Source organism: Paenarthrobacter sp. NyZ202 (assembly GCF_049860755.1).
Taxonomy (GTDB): Bacteria; Actinomycetota; Actinomycetes; order Actinomycetales; family Micrococcaceae; genus Arthrobacter.
Map to the genome: position 1 here is coordinate 22,183 of NZ_CP187556.1, position 13,005 is coordinate 35,187.

12 protein-coding genes are annotated in these 13,005 nt (G+C 64.5%); 2 read left to right on the forward strand and 10 right to left on the reverse strand.

The window, feature by feature from the left end:
• Nucleotides 1-71: 71 nt before the first annotated feature.
• The 3 genes from ACPFL9_RS00110 to ACPFL9_RS00120 are packed head-to-tail and all read right to left on the reverse strand — an operon-like array spanning nt 72 to nt 1,430.
• Nucleotides 72-623 carry an RNA polymerase sigma factor gene (locus ACPFL9_RS00110; RefSeq protein ID WP_426005025.1) on the reverse strand — a complete coding sequence of 184 codons (552 nt, stop codon included), beginning with the start codon at nt 621-623 and terminating at the stop codon, nt 72-74.
• Nucleotides 623-1,132: a methylated-DNA--[protein]-cysteine S-methyltransferase gene (locus ACPFL9_RS00115; protein WP_426005027.1), complete on the reverse strand. Its 510-nt coding sequence runs from the start codon at nt 1,130-1,132 to the stop codon at nt 623-625. Before ACPFL9_RS00115 ends, ACPFL9_RS00110 begins: the two co-directional genes overlap by 1 nt.
• A gap of 43 nt (nt 1,133-1,175) precedes the next feature.
• Nucleotides 1,176-1,430 (reverse strand): cell division protein CrgA, encoded by a 255-nt coding sequence (locus ACPFL9_RS00120; protein ID WP_426005028.1) that lies wholly within the window; start codon nt 1,428-1,430, stop codon nt 1,176-1,178.
• A 171-nt stretch (nt 1,431-1,601) separates the two neighbouring features.
• Between ACPFL9_RS00120 and ACPFL9_RS00125 the strand changes: the two genes are divergently transcribed.
• Nucleotides 1,602-2,408 carry a class E sortase gene (locus ACPFL9_RS00125; protein WP_426005029.1) on the forward strand — a complete coding sequence of 269 codons (807 nt, stop codon included), beginning with the start codon at nt 1,602-1,604 and terminating at the stop codon, nt 2,406-2,408.
• A gap of 170 nt (nt 2,409-2,578) precedes the next feature.
• Nucleotides 2,579-3,220, forward strand: a complete 642-nt coding sequence (locus ACPFL9_RS00130; RefSeq protein ID WP_426005031.1) for an aminodeoxychorismate/anthranilate synthase component II — start codon at nt 2,579-2,581, stop codon at nt 3,218-3,220.
• Between the two features lie 16 nt (nt 3,221-3,236).
• Here the strand turns inward: ACPFL9_RS00130 and pknB are convergent, their stop codons facing one another.
• From pknB to ACPFL9_RS00165, 7 genes are read right to left on the reverse strand one after another with little or no spacing between them, the layout of a single operon-like run.
• The gene (gene pknB, locus ACPFL9_RS00135; RefSeq protein WP_426005033.1) at nt 3,237-5,213 is read right to left on the reverse strand and encodes a Stk1 family PASTA domain-containing Ser/Thr kinase; all 1,977 of its coding nucleotides are present in this window, start codon (nt 5,211-5,213) and stop codon (nt 3,237-3,239) included.
• Nucleotides 5,214-5,223: 10 nt separating this feature from the next.
• Entirely contained in the window at nt 5,224-7,047 is a 1,824-nt protein-coding gene (locus tag ACPFL9_RS00140) for a protein kinase domain-containing protein (protein ID WP_426005035.1), read from the reverse strand.
• Nucleotides 7,044-8,501 carry a penicillin-binding transpeptidase domain-containing protein gene (locus ACPFL9_RS00145; protein ID WP_426005037.1) on the reverse strand — a complete coding sequence of 486 codons (1,458 nt, stop codon included), beginning with the start codon at nt 8,499-8,501 and terminating at the stop codon, nt 7,044-7,046. Before ACPFL9_RS00145 ends, ACPFL9_RS00140 begins: the two co-directional genes overlap by 4 nt.
• Nucleotides 8,498-9,928 (reverse strand): FtsW/RodA/SpoVE family cell cycle protein, encoded by a 1,431-nt coding sequence (locus tag ACPFL9_RS00150; protein WP_426005038.1) that lies wholly within the window; start codon nt 9,926-9,928, stop codon nt 8,498-8,500. Before ACPFL9_RS00150 ends, ACPFL9_RS00145 begins: the two co-directional genes overlap by 4 nt.
• Nucleotides 9,925-11,715, reverse strand: a complete 1,791-nt coding sequence (locus ACPFL9_RS00155; RefSeq protein ID WP_426005039.1) for a protein phosphatase 2C domain-containing protein — start codon at nt 11,713-11,715, stop codon at nt 9,925-9,927. The genes ACPFL9_RS00150 and ACPFL9_RS00155 overlap by 4 nt, the downstream gene beginning before the upstream one ends.
• A 3-nt stretch (nt 11,716-11,718) precedes the next feature.
• Nucleotides 11,719-12,198 carry an FHA domain-containing protein FhaB/FipA gene (locus ACPFL9_RS00160; RefSeq protein WP_426007632.1) on the reverse strand — a complete coding sequence of 160 codons (480 nt, stop codon included), beginning with the start codon at nt 12,196-12,198 and terminating at the stop codon, nt 11,719-11,721.
• A gap of 5 nt (nt 12,199-12,203) precedes the next feature.
• On the reverse strand, nt 12,204-12,953 hold the full coding sequence (locus ACPFL9_RS00165; RefSeq protein WP_426005040.1) for an FhaA domain-containing protein: 750 nt from the start codon (nt 12,951-12,953) through the stop codon (nt 12,204-12,206).
• Nucleotides 12,954-13,005 lie beyond the last annotated feature (52 nt).

Here is a 13,005-nt window from a genome sequence, read left to right on the forward strand (position 1 = left end):
CCCGGCGCTGTCTGTGTGTTCCACGGCTGTTCGGTCCTGGTGGAGGGACTCCGGAGAAGATGATGGCAAGGTCATCGTGGCGCTCCTTTCGCGGTGAGGGAGGTGGGGGGTGCAGGCTCATGCGGTGTGTATAAGGGACGCTGCACGGTTCCACGGAGGGCTTTGATGCCGTCGGACGCTGCACGTCTTGCTGCTTCCGGTGTTCCGCCCAGCAGCAGCGCAATGTCCTTGTAGGGAACTCCGGCCAGGAAGTGGTAGGCAATCGCCTGCCGCTGCTTGGGCGGCAGCTGCCCCACGGCGTCGAGCAGTTCCGCGTAGCCCCCGCCCGGGATGCCCAGCACGGAAGGCCGCTCCGGCGGCTGGTCGACGGGCGCAGCCCGCCTGGAACGGGCCCGGAGGATGTCCACGCACTTGCGGTGCGCGATGGTGACGAGCCACGCCTCGATGTTGGCGTCCGGGGGGAGCTTGGCATACGCCTGCAGGGCAGAGAGGAAAGTGTCCGACCAGGCGTCGTCGGCCTCCTGGGCACCCACCACGGCGCGGCAAACCCTGAGTACGGACGCCCCGTATTCCTGGACGATCACTTCAAACGGCAGCTTGCGGTGCCCCGGCGCGCGTGCCATCAGAAGAGTTTGCCCTCTTTGGCCGCAGACGGTTCTTCGAGGTCCAGGAGGAAACGCTTGTTCCGCAGGCCCCCGGCGTAACCGGTCAGCTGCCCGTTTCTGCCCACCACGCGGTGGCATGGAACGATGATGCTGACCGGATTGCGGCCCACTGCTGAACCCACTGCCTGGGCCAGGTGGGGGTCGCCCAACTCCGCGGCAAGTTCCCCATAGGTAATGGTTTCGCCGAACGGGATGAGGTGGAGCCGCTCCCACACCCTTTGCTGGAAGGCATTGCCCGCTGTCTTGAATCCAATGTCGAACGCGGTGCGGCGGCCTTCAAGATACTCATTGAGCTCTGCCGCAGTTTGCGCGAAAACGGGGTCATCGGCGGGTGCTGCAGCACCAAAGTAGTCCGGTGGGGGCAGGTGCCAGTGGCCTTCGTAGAAGATGCCCGTGAGGAAGTCCCCGCGGGCAGTCAGCGTCAACTGCCCCAACGGGGAATCCATGGTGGTGTGCCTGGTGGTCATACCCTGTAGACGCTCACGGGCACCTTAATGTGAGGTGCGGTTCCTAGGAGCGCCAGCGCGTGGTCATGAGGAACCCGACGATCGCGATGCCGAAGCCGGCCACGATGTTCCAGGAACCCCAGTCCTGGACGGGAAAGCGGCCCTCGGTGATGTAGAACGTGATGATCCACAGCAGCCCCAGGATCATCAGTCCGAACATGACGGCCTTGTACCACACGGGGTTCGGCTTGTACTGCTGCGCTGCGGAAGTCTGCTCGGCCTGACGGGCAGGCCGCTTGCGGGGCTTGGACTCGGGCACGGAGCCTCCTTGGCTGGCGGTGTGGACCCCCGATGCGCCGGCCTTGGTATCCTGCAGGAAGGAAAATTCCAGCGGTCAACGGCCACGCGGCGTTCCGGGTTGTTACTAGCTGTCAAGTCTAGCCGCAACTCGGGGTCATCCTGTGCCGCCCGCACCGATCAAGGAGACCCCGTGGCGCACCAGCAGACGACGGCCGATGCCAGCCGTCCGCCTGCCCCCGGGCAGAGGCGCCGGCAGCCGACCACGCGCCTCCGTGTCTCCGATGTCCTCCGCAAAATCAGCCAGATATTCGGCGAGCTCCTGATTACCGGGGGGATCGTCCTGCTGCTGTTTGTGGGCTGGGAATTGTGGTGGACCAATGTGGAAGCCGATGCCAAGCAGTCAGAGGCGATCAAGAGCTTCGCCCAGGAGCTGACAGGCCCGGTTGAACCGGCTGTCCCGGGCACGGACTACGGACCACCCGTAGTGGGCACCGCTCCCTCCAACGGACAAACGATCGGCATCATGTACATCCCGCGCTTCGGCGCCACGTACACCCGGCCCATCATTGAGGGAACCGGAGCAGATGTCCTGGACACCCTGGGAATCGGCCACTACGCAGGCACCTCCATGCCAGGGGCCAAAGGCAACTTCGCGGTAGCAGGACACCGCCAGACCCACGGTGCAGTCCTGGACAGCATCCACACCCTGGTCCCGGGCGACAGGATCTACGTCCAGACACCCGACGGCTATTACACCTACGTTTTCCGGAACAACCAGATCGTGCTGCCCAACCGTGCTGATGTTCTCCTGCCCGTCCCCACGCAGCCAGGGGCCGCGCCCGAGGAGAGCATCCTGACCATGACCAGTTGCAATCCCCGCTTTGGCGCGCAGGAAAGAATCATCGCCTACTCCGTGTTGGACAGCTGGCAACCTTCCTCAGCGGGACCGCCGTCGGAAATAGCCGCCCAAGTAGCCCAAGCCCAAGGAAAGGGGTAACGGATGTACGCCTGGATCTTTCGCAATTTGCCCGGCCCCTTGTGGGTGCGGATACTGACATCAGTGGTGCTGGTGGCCGTGGCCCTGGTCCTGATGGTTCAGTTCCTCTTCCCCTGGTTCTCCCAGTTCACCACCTTGACCGACTCAACGATTGGTGCAGTACAGCAGCCATGAGCACTACAAAAATCCTGGTCGTGGATAACTACGACAGCTTCGTCTACACCCTGGTGGGCTACCTCCAGGAGCTGGGCGCCGAAACAACCGTGGTCCGCAACGACGACGTTACCCTGGCCGAAGCCAAGGAACTCGCAGCCGCCCGCGACGGCGTCCTGGTCTCCCCCGGCCCCGGAACGCCCGCTGAAGCCGGCGTGTGCATCGACCTCATCAAATGGTGTGGTGAAGCCAGCAAGCCCATGTTCGGGGTCTGCCTGGGCCATCAGGCCCTCGCCGAGGCTTACGGTGGCGTGGTGACCCACGCGCCGGAGCTGATGCACGGCAAGACTTCTCCGGTCAGCCACGAAGGCAAGAGCGTTTTCTACGGACTGCCTTCCCCGGTGACAGCTACGCGCTACCACTCACTGGCCGCCGTGCGCGACTCCATCCCGGACGTCCTGGAAATCACCGCCGAAACCACCAATGGTGTGGTCATGGGCTTGCAGCACAAGACCGCACCGCTCTGCGGAGTGCAGTTCCACCCTGAATCCGTGCTGACCGAAGGCGGCTACCAGATGCTGGGCAACTGGCTCGAGTCGCTCGGGATGCACGGCGCCGCAGAGCGTGCCGCGAAGCTCAGCCCTCTGATCCAGCACTAGCGTTCAGGGGGCCGGTTCAGTCCTTCTTGGTGGGCGTGGGCTTGGAGCTCGACGTCTCCGTTGGCTTCGGCGTCGGCGTGGGGTCCGGGGCAGGGGCCTTGGCGACAGTAACCGTGATGGTCTTGCCCTGATCGACTTCCGTGTCCGCAGGATCGCTTTGGGCGGTTACCTTTCCGGCGGCCACCTGCGAGTTTTCCTGCTCCACGACGTTCATGACCAGGCCGTTTTCCTTCAGGCGCGCCTCGGCCTCCTGCTGGGTCATACCGATCAACTGCGGCATCAGGACCTTGCCCGACGAAAGTTGCAGCAGGATCTTGGCATCCGGCGCAATCGCTCCGCCGGGAGCCGGGGACGTCCCGACGATCTGGCCCATCAGCACGGTGGGGCTGTGGGTACGCACGGTTTCCATGACACCGGTGAAGCCGAGCCTCTTCAGGTAGTCCCTGGCATCGGGCTCGGTCCGGCCCACGATGTCTGCGGGAATGGTGAGGGAGGTCGGTCCGCTGGAGATGTTGAGGATGATCTCCGAATTCTCCTCCAGCATGGCGCCAGCGGTCGGGGACGTGCCTATGGCCATGTCCTTGGCGACCGATTCACTGGAAACCCGTGAGGTTTTCGGGACCAGCTTGGCCGAGTACAGCTCCTGGAGGGCTTCGGATTCGGTCATGTTGGCGACCGTGGGAACGGCAACCTTGGCGGGGGCGGGTGGCTGCGTGTTCACCACGTTGTAGATCCAGAAACCAGCGCCTGCCAACACCAGGACAGTGAAAATCACCAGGGTGGCAGTCCAGGCACGACGGCGGGACTTCTGCCGTGCGGTCCTCTCGCGTTCCGGTGGGAGGCCCAGCGGAAGGGCCTCGTCAGCAGGCGGGTTGAAGCGTCCGGCCGCGTACTGGGCATCGTTGTACACATCAGTGGTTTTGTCGTCGTCCACGGGGTCAACGTCGAGGAAACCCACGGCAGTGGCGCTGAGCAGCTGGGTCGGCGGATCCTCCGCAGCTACGTGGTCCTGAGGATCCGTGGCTGCCTCCCCCGACGGTACGACGGGTACGGCAATTCCATTGCTTGCCGCCCGGAGGGCGCGGCGGAAAGCAGCTGCGTCCTGGAAACGGTCCTCACGGTTCTTCTGGAGGGCCTTGGCCAGGACGGAATCCAGGGCTTCGGTAACATCCGGGTTGTGCGTGCTGGCGGGTTCCGGCATCTCGCGGACATGCTGGTACGCCACGGACACCGGGCTGTCCCCAACAAACGGCGGACGGCTGGTCAGGAGTTCGTAGAGCAGGCAGCCCGCCGAGTAGAGGTCGCTGCGGTTATCCACGGTCTCACCGCGGGCCTGCTCCGGTGAAAGATACTGGGCCGTGCCCACCACGGCCTGGGTCTGGGTCATGGTAGCTGCGGAGTCGGCCATGGCACGGGCAATGCCGAAGTCCATGACTTTGACGTCACCGCTGTCCTCGCACACCATGACGTTGGCCGGCTTGATGTCGCGGTGGACGATGCCGGCCCGATGGCTGTATTCCAGCGCGGAGAGGACACCCAGCGTGTAGCGGATGGAATCCTCCACGCCCAGTTCCTTGGCCTTGATCATGTCCCGCAGCGTCCGGCCTGCCACGAACTCCATCACGATGTACGGAACGCGCACATCCTCGGCGGGGCCGCCGTCCACGGAGAACTCGCCGGTATCGAAAATAGCCACGATGGAGGCATGGTTCAGGGCAGCAACAGCCTGGGCCTCGCGTTTGAAGCGCGCCTGGAACTGGGGGTCGCGGGCGAGGTCTGCACGCAGGACCTTGACCGCGATGGTCCGGCCCAGCAGCGTGTCCGTGCCGCGGTAGACATCGGCCATTCCGCCACGACCGATCAGGTCGCCGAGTTCGTAGCGGCCATTGAGGATGCGCTGTGAAGACACAGAAGGGTTCTCCTCCCTGTGCGCGGGACCTTCGCGGTGTGCGGGCCCCTCACGATGTGGGGAACCAGGCCTGGGTGTTGACATGGCGGGCTGCTTAGTTGCCCGGACGGCTGGTGGGGCTGCCGCTGGACGTAGACGGGCTGGTGGGCACTACTGACCTGGAGAGGTAGTAGGTGACGTTGGAGCCCTCAGGAACCTCGGTCCCGGCGGCCGGCGAAGAGCGGACGAACGTGCCCGGCTGCTGGCCGACTGCACCATTGACGGGATCACCCGGAATCCATTTCAGGCCGGCACCTTCGATCGCCGCCCGGACCTGGTCTTCCGTGGCCCCGACGCCGATCGTCGGAACGGTGACTGTAGCCGGTTTCTCCGGGCCCTTGGAGTACGTGACCGTGATGGTGGTGCCCGGATCGAGCGGACCGGTGGGGTTCAGGCCGGTCACCAGGCCAACAGCAGCCGTGTCACTGAACTCTTCCCGGCCATCTACACCGAAACCGAGGCCCCGGAGTTCGGCACTGACGGTCTCGAAGGGCTGTCCCAGGTACTGCTCCGGAATGACGTTGATCTTCTGGGGAGTACTCTGCGTTGGCGATGGTGAGGGCGCCTGCGAGGTCTGCGTAGGCGTGGGTGCGGCCGACGACGACGCGGGGCTCGACGTCCGGCTGGGGCTGGACGACGTTGTTTCGCTTGGACCAGGGCTTGGTGAGAAGAAACCTGACTGTGAAATCAGGAAGCCGACCAAGGCAAACAGGACCAGGAGAATGAGGGCCACCAGCGGCCACGTCCACGGGCTGCGCTTCTTGCGCTCGGGCTCGGGGTCGTCGTAGGTGGTTTCCTCGTAGATGGTGGCGTCATCATTCAGCTGGCGCTCAGCCTCCAGCGCATTCGCACGCGCCAGGGGGTTGTCCGCCGAAGCTGCAGCGGCGGCCCCAACAGCAGCCCCTGCCGCACCGGCACCAACCACCGGAAGTGCGGAGGTCGCCGTCGTGGTCTGCTCTTTGGCGATGGGCGACGTGACTACGCCGGTGGGGGCCGTGATGGGTCCTGTGGCGCCTTCGAACAGGAGCATGCCGGGAACGGCCGCGTGTGCCGTGGCGATGTCACCGTTGCGGATGGCCTCGGCGGCCTCGGCCAGCTTGATGGCGTTGGCCGGGCGGTTCTTGGGATCCTTGGCCAGCATGGACATCAACAGAGCGCGCACGGGCGTAGGCAGCGTCTCCGGAAGCGGCGGCGGAGCATCGTTGACCTGTGCCAAGGCGATGGCGATCTGTGACTCACCCGAGAACGGTCGGTGCCCGGTGAGGCACTCGTAGCCAATGACGCCCAGGGAGTAGATGTCCGAAGAGCCCGTAGCTGTTTGGCCTGTCGCCTGCTCAGGGGCAAGGTACTGCGCAGTGCCCATGACCTGGCCGGTCTGGGTCAGCGGCACCTGGTCGGCAAGGCGGGCGATGCCGAAGTCGGTGACCTTGACGCGGTTGTCCGGCGTGATCAGCAGGTTGCCCGGCTTGATGTCGCGGTGAACCAGCCCCTGCGCGTGGGCCACGGCCAAAGCCCGTGCCGTCTGGGAAATGATGGACAGGGTCATGTCCGGGGACAGCACCTGTTCCTTTTCAAGGATGGCGCTCAGCGGGTGTCCCGGAACGAGCTCCATCACCAGGTATGCGGAACCGGCTTCCTCGCCGTAATCGAAGACGTTGGCAATGCCCACGTGGTTGAGCAGGGCGGTGTGGCGGGCCTCGGCGCGGAACCGCTGCAGGAAGCCCGGGTCACCGGTGTATTCCTCCTTGAGCACCTTGATGGCAACAATCCGGCCCAGGATCTGGTCCTTGGCCTTCCAGACTTCACCCATGCCGCCAATCGCAATGCGACTGGTCAACTGGAACCTGCCGCCGAGTGTGATTCCCGAAGTAGGCCTCACTTATTCAACACCGCCTCAAAAATCTTCTTTGCGTTCGGACTGGTTAGCTTGGAACCGGTGACCACATCCACACCCTCCATGACGATGGTGACGGCCACTTGCGGATCGTTCGCCGGGGCAAACCCGGTGAACCATGAGTTGTTCAAACCTGAATCGCCCAGTTCAGCGGTACCGGTCTTGCCGGCCACCTTGACCCCGGAAACGGAAGCTCCATTGGCGATGCCGTTGTCTACAGCGCTGGTCATCCACTCGGTGATCTGGTTGGCGATCGGCTCGGTGGTGCTGGTGCGGAGCCGTTCGGACCTGGTCTCGGTGATGACGCGCAGATCGGGAGCCCGTACGGTCTTGACCAGGTACGGCTTCATCTGGACGCCGTTGTTGGCGATCGCGGCAGTCATCATGTTGATCTGCAGCGGCGTCGCCTTGACGTCGCGCTGGCCCACGGAGGACTGGGCGAGCTGGGCCTGGTCCAGGTCGGTCGGGAAGATGCTGGGGGCCATCTGCAGTTTCAGCTGGTCGCCGAAGTTCTGGCCGAAACCGAACTTCTCGGCCTGCTCGCGGATCGCATCCTGTCCGAGGTCCAGGGCGATGCTGGCAAAGGGCGTATTGCAGGACTGCTCCAGCGCGAAGGAGAACGACGCCGTCTCCCGCACGTTGCAGTTGCCGCCCGCATAGTTGGGCAGGCTTGCGCTCGAGCCGGGCAAGGGCAGGCTGCTGGGGTTGGGAAGCTCGCTGTCCTTGTTGTACTTGCCGGAGTTCAATGCCGCGGCGGTGTCGATCAGCTTGAAGACCGAGCCCGGGGACAGCAGGTTGCCCGTGGGGCCGCTGACGTTCTGGTTCAGGTTGATGCCCGGCACCTGGTTGAGCTCGGCGTAATTGGCCTCTGCCGCGGCGGTGTCGTGCGTTGCGATCAGGTTGGGATCATAGGAAGGCTTGGAGACCATGGCCAGGATGGCGCCGGTCTTGGGGTTGGTGACCACGATGGAGCCGCGCTGGCCGTCCGGAATGAGGTCAAAGGCAAGCTTTTGGACCTCGGGGTCCAACGTCAGCTCCACCGATGCGCCCTTGGGCTCGTTGCCCAGGAACATCTGGCTCACACGGTCCAGGAACAACTGGTCGGAATTTCCCGCCAGAGTATCGCTCATGGATTGCTCAAGGCCTGTGGATCCGAAGCCACGGGAGAAGTACCCGGTGACGCCTGCGTACAGCTCCGGCTGCGTGTACTTGCGCTGGAACGCGCAGGATTCGGTGCCGGTCACGGACTCCGCGACCGGCTTGCCCCCGACAATGATGGATCCACGGTCGTTGCAGAACGATGCCAGGATGGCGCGCTGGTTCCACGGATTGGCGTTGAGGTCGTCCGCGCCAATGACCTGGACGTAGCTGATGGCGCCGAAGATCAAAGCAAACATGGCCACGGCTGCCATCCACGAACTTCTGATGGCCTGGTTCATTGTTGCTTCACCGCCTCGGTAGGTGCGCCTGATGTGGGGGGATTGGCCGGCTTGCGGGCAGCCGGGTTGCTGCTGGTGGCCGGGGGTTTGTTCACCATGGGTGTAGTGTCCACAGGACCCCGGGCCGTGTTGGAAATCATCAGGAGCAATCCGACAATGATCCAGTTGGCCAGCAGGGAGGACCCTCCGGCGGCAAGGAACGGCGTGGTGAGGCCGGTCAGCGGAATGAGGCGCGTTACGCCACCGATGACCACGAAGCACTGCAGGGCGATCGCGAAGGACAGGCCACACGCCAGCAGCTTGCCGAAAGCATCCCGCGTACCCAGCGCGGCACGGAAACCGCGGGTGAAGAGCAGCAGGTAGAGCATCACGACGGCGAAAAGCCCGATAAGGCCCAACTCTTCGCCGATGAGCGCAACGATCATGTCGCTGTTGGCAAAGGGAACCAGATCCGGCCGGCCCTGGCCAAGGCCGGTACCCACCAGGCCGCCGTCGGCCATGCCGAACAGGCCCTGCACGATCTGGCCACTGCCGCCGGGAGACCTGCCGAAGACCTCCGGGGTGAAGGCATTGATCCAGCTGTCGATGCGGAAGGCCACATGCGAGAAGATCCGCGAGGCAATGAATCCACCGCCCAGGATCAGGGTCAGGCCGATGACCACCCAGGAGATACGGCTCGTGGCCACATAGATCATCACGATGAAGAGGCCGAAGAACAGGATGGACGAACCGAGGTCGCGCTGGAACACCAGGACGCCGATGCTGACCAGCCAGGCCGTGATCATGGGGCCAAGGTCCTTGAACCGCGGGAACTGCATGGGCCCGATCTTCCGGCCGGCAAGGAGGATCAGGTCCCTGTTGGACGAAAGATACCCGGCGAAGAATATGGCGAGGGTGATCTTGGCGATTTCACCGGGTTGGAACGTCATGGGGCCCACCCTGATCCACACCCGGGCACCCAGGATTTCACCGGCGGATATGCCGGGCACCAAGGGAAGGATCAGCAGGAAGGCGCTGGCTGCAAGCGAAATGTAGGTGAAACGGCGCAGGATCCGGTGGTCCTTGAGGAACCAGATGACTGCGATGGACACAGCCATGGCGATGAGGGTCCACCGCAGCTGGTTGTTGCCCGTATCGTCCGCCGGCCCATCCATGCGGTGGATAAGAGCAAGACCGAGTCCGTTGAGCGCCACCACAATGGGAAGAATTACCGGATCGGCATACTTGGCGCGGAGCCGGAGTACGACGTGGAAGGCGAACGCGGCCACGGCAAGCAGGCTCGACTGGAACCAGAAGTCCCGGTCCAGGCCGCTGTCCGAGTTGATGCTCACCAGGGCGCTCGCGCCGATTCCCACGGCCAAAGCGAGCACGATCAGGACGAGCTCTACATTGCGGCGTGGCTTGGTGGCGGTATCTGTTTGAATCACGGTGCCACCTCACAGGGAGTCGGGACGGGGGAGGGCGTTGGCTCTCCAGGTGAACTGGCGATCGCAGCAGTACTGGGAACTGCCACGCTGGTGGCAGGTGCCGGGCTCGGCGTGGGGGTGCCCGTAGCCGGTGCTCCCGGGCTTGGGCTGGCTCCCGCGGTTGCGGGGCTTCCCGCGCCGGGTGATGCAGCCGGTGCCGTGGGGGTGCCGCTCGTCGTGGGGCAGGCGCCGGACGTGCTGCCGAAGTTCTTGAGGTTCTCCACGATCCTTTGGGCGTCGTCCAGGTCTCCTGCCGGGACCGTCTGCCGGACGCTTTGCTGGCCGTACTCCGGAAGGGAGTCGACACGCAGTTCGGTCACCGATTCCAGGCGCGACAGCTGGATGGGACCCAGCCGCTGCGAGATGCCGTTGAAGATGGCTACCCGCTGGTCGAACTCGCCCACGTAATAGCGGGTTTGTGTCCAGGCGTAGCCGAGCCACAACCCGACCACCACTCCAAGGACCACAAAGGCTGCGACGGCGGGCATAAGCCAGCGCACGCGGCGGCGCGGTGGCTCTTCGAGGTCTAGCCTGTCCTGTTCGGCTTTGTGCGTCAGGACGGTCGCCGCGCGGCGGGCCACTGTTCGCCCGGCCACGGTGGGGATGGAGCCCGTCTCGGCAGCAGTTGCAGCGGCGCCGACGAGTTCGTGCGGCCTGCTGGCGAGTTCTTCGCGGAGAACCTCCGCGGAAAGGTGTTCGCCGAGGTTGGGGTCAGTGGTAGCAGGGGGCTCTGCTTCCTCTGCGGCGTCCTTGTCCTCGGTGGCGTCTTTGGGCTTGGCGTCTTCAGGGGTTTCTTCGCCGGACTTTTCCCGGGAAGCAGCAGTGGATGCAGCGGGGGTTTCCTCCGCGGACTTGGTGGCGGAGGGGCCTTCCGTTACCTTTTTGCCCTTGGCCGCATCCTTGGAGGCCGCAGGTCCGTCCACCGCGGCAAGCGCTGCGGGCGGTACGACGTCGACGGCGGCGGTAGTGACGTCGTCGTCGGTTTCCTCGGCGATTTCCAGCATGACCACGGTGACGTTGTCCGGCGCGCCGGCCTCCAGCGTGAGGTCCACCAGGGTCTCGACGCATTCACGCAGGTCCTTGGTTTCACGGACCGTACGCTCCACCACATGGCCGGCCACGTAGTTCAGTCCATCCGAGCACAGGAGCCAACGTTCGCCGGGTTCGACATCCAGGATGTCCAGGTCCAGCTCCGGGCTGGCGTCCACGTCACCCAGAACGCGCATCAGCACATTCTTGTGGGGGTGTGTCTCGGCTTCCTCCGGACGCAGCCGGCCCTCGTCAATCAGGCGTTGGACGAACGTGTGGTCGATGCTGACCTGCTCAAACGTCTTGTTCCGCAGTCGGTAGGCGCGGGAATCGCCGATGTGGGCGAAATGGAGCTTGCGGCCCTCAAGGAGCAGGGCAGTGACTGTGGTTCCCATGCCCGACAGCTTGGGATTCTGGTGCACCAGCTCGGAAAGCAGCGAATTGGCGGTCTGGATCTCGTCCGCCAGGACGGTGTCAGCTCCGTCCGGATAGTCGTCGTGATCCAGATGGATCATGTCCAGCACCGTGGAAGCGGAGGCGACATCGCCGCCTGCGTGACCGCCCATGCCATCGGCAACCACGGCAAGGTGACGGCCCACGTATGCGGAGTCGTCATTCTTGGAGCGGATCCTGCCGACGTCGGAACGCGCGGCGTAGCGCATGATGAGGGGGCGCTCCGCCGGCTTCTCCTTGCCTTCGGTGGTCTGGGGTGCAGCCATGGACTACGGCCTCAATTCGATGACCGTCTTGCCGATCCTCACGGGGACGCCAAGCTCGACCGGAAGCGCCCGCGTGAGCTGCTGATCGGCGAGGTAGGTGCCGTTGGTGGAGCCGAGGTCCTCAATGAACCAGCGGCTGCCCTGCGGGAACAGCCGGGCGTGGCGTCCGGAAGCGTAATCATCCTCGAGGACCAGGGTGGCCTCCTGGGCCCGGCCGAGCAGGATCGGGCTCGCAGCCAGCGGTACCGTGGTGCCCTTGAGCGGCCCTTCGGTCACCACCAGGTTGCGGGCATGCTGGATGGCAGGCGGCGGCGATGCAGCGAGTTCCGGGTGCTTGCGCACTTCACGCGCCGTGGGCGCACCCGTGGCAGCCTTGCGGCCGATCTGGAAGTCGCGCCGCATGGTGGAAACGATGCTGAAAATGAGGATCCACAGCAGGAGGAGGAAGCCAAAGCGAAGAGCGGTAATGGTCAGTTCGCTGATGTCGTTCACGCGTGGCCACCCGGGTTCTGGGGGAGGAGGCGGAAAATGATCTTGGTACGTCCCATCGTGATGGTTGAGCCGTCAGTGAGTTCCACGCTGCCGTCGACTTTATGCCCGTTGACATAGCTGCCGTTGGTGGAACCCAGGTCCACAGCCCAGGTGGTGCCGTTCTGGGTGCGGACTTCAAGGTGCTTGCGGGACACTCCGGTGTCATCGACCAGGATGTCGGCTTCTGAAGAGCGGCCCAGCACGATCGACTGGGCATTGAGCGAGTATCGCTGTCCGCCGATGTCCAGCACGGGCTGGAGGCGGGTGGGCTGCCTGGAGGGGGCTGCCGGAACGTTCGGCCGCGGCGCCTGGGGGGCGGGAGCGCCGCCGTCGGAGGTTTTCTCCGTCCGCGAGGTGATCTCGAAATGCCCGGCGCGCTCTTCTTCGTTGCGGCGGAAGGAGATCCGGACCGGCCCCTGGAGGGTGTAGCCCTGGCTGCGGACGTGCTGGATCACGACGTCGCACAGTTCCTCGGCCAGCGGGGTTCCCCATTCCTGGGCCCGGGCAAAGTCTTCGTCACTGAGCAGGACGTCGAAGACATTGGGAGCCAAGGTACGCCCGGCCGCGATGGTGATGGACTTGTTGTCCAGTTCCCGGCGCAGGTTGCTCGCGATCTCCACCGGCTCGACCCGTGCCCGCGACCCTGTGGAGAAGACGTTGCGGACAGCTTTTTCGATGCCGCGCTCGACTTTATCCAGCAAACCCATGGTCCTTCTCCTTTCCTTGCCGCGGCACGGTCAGTGCCTGTCCGATAGTCCG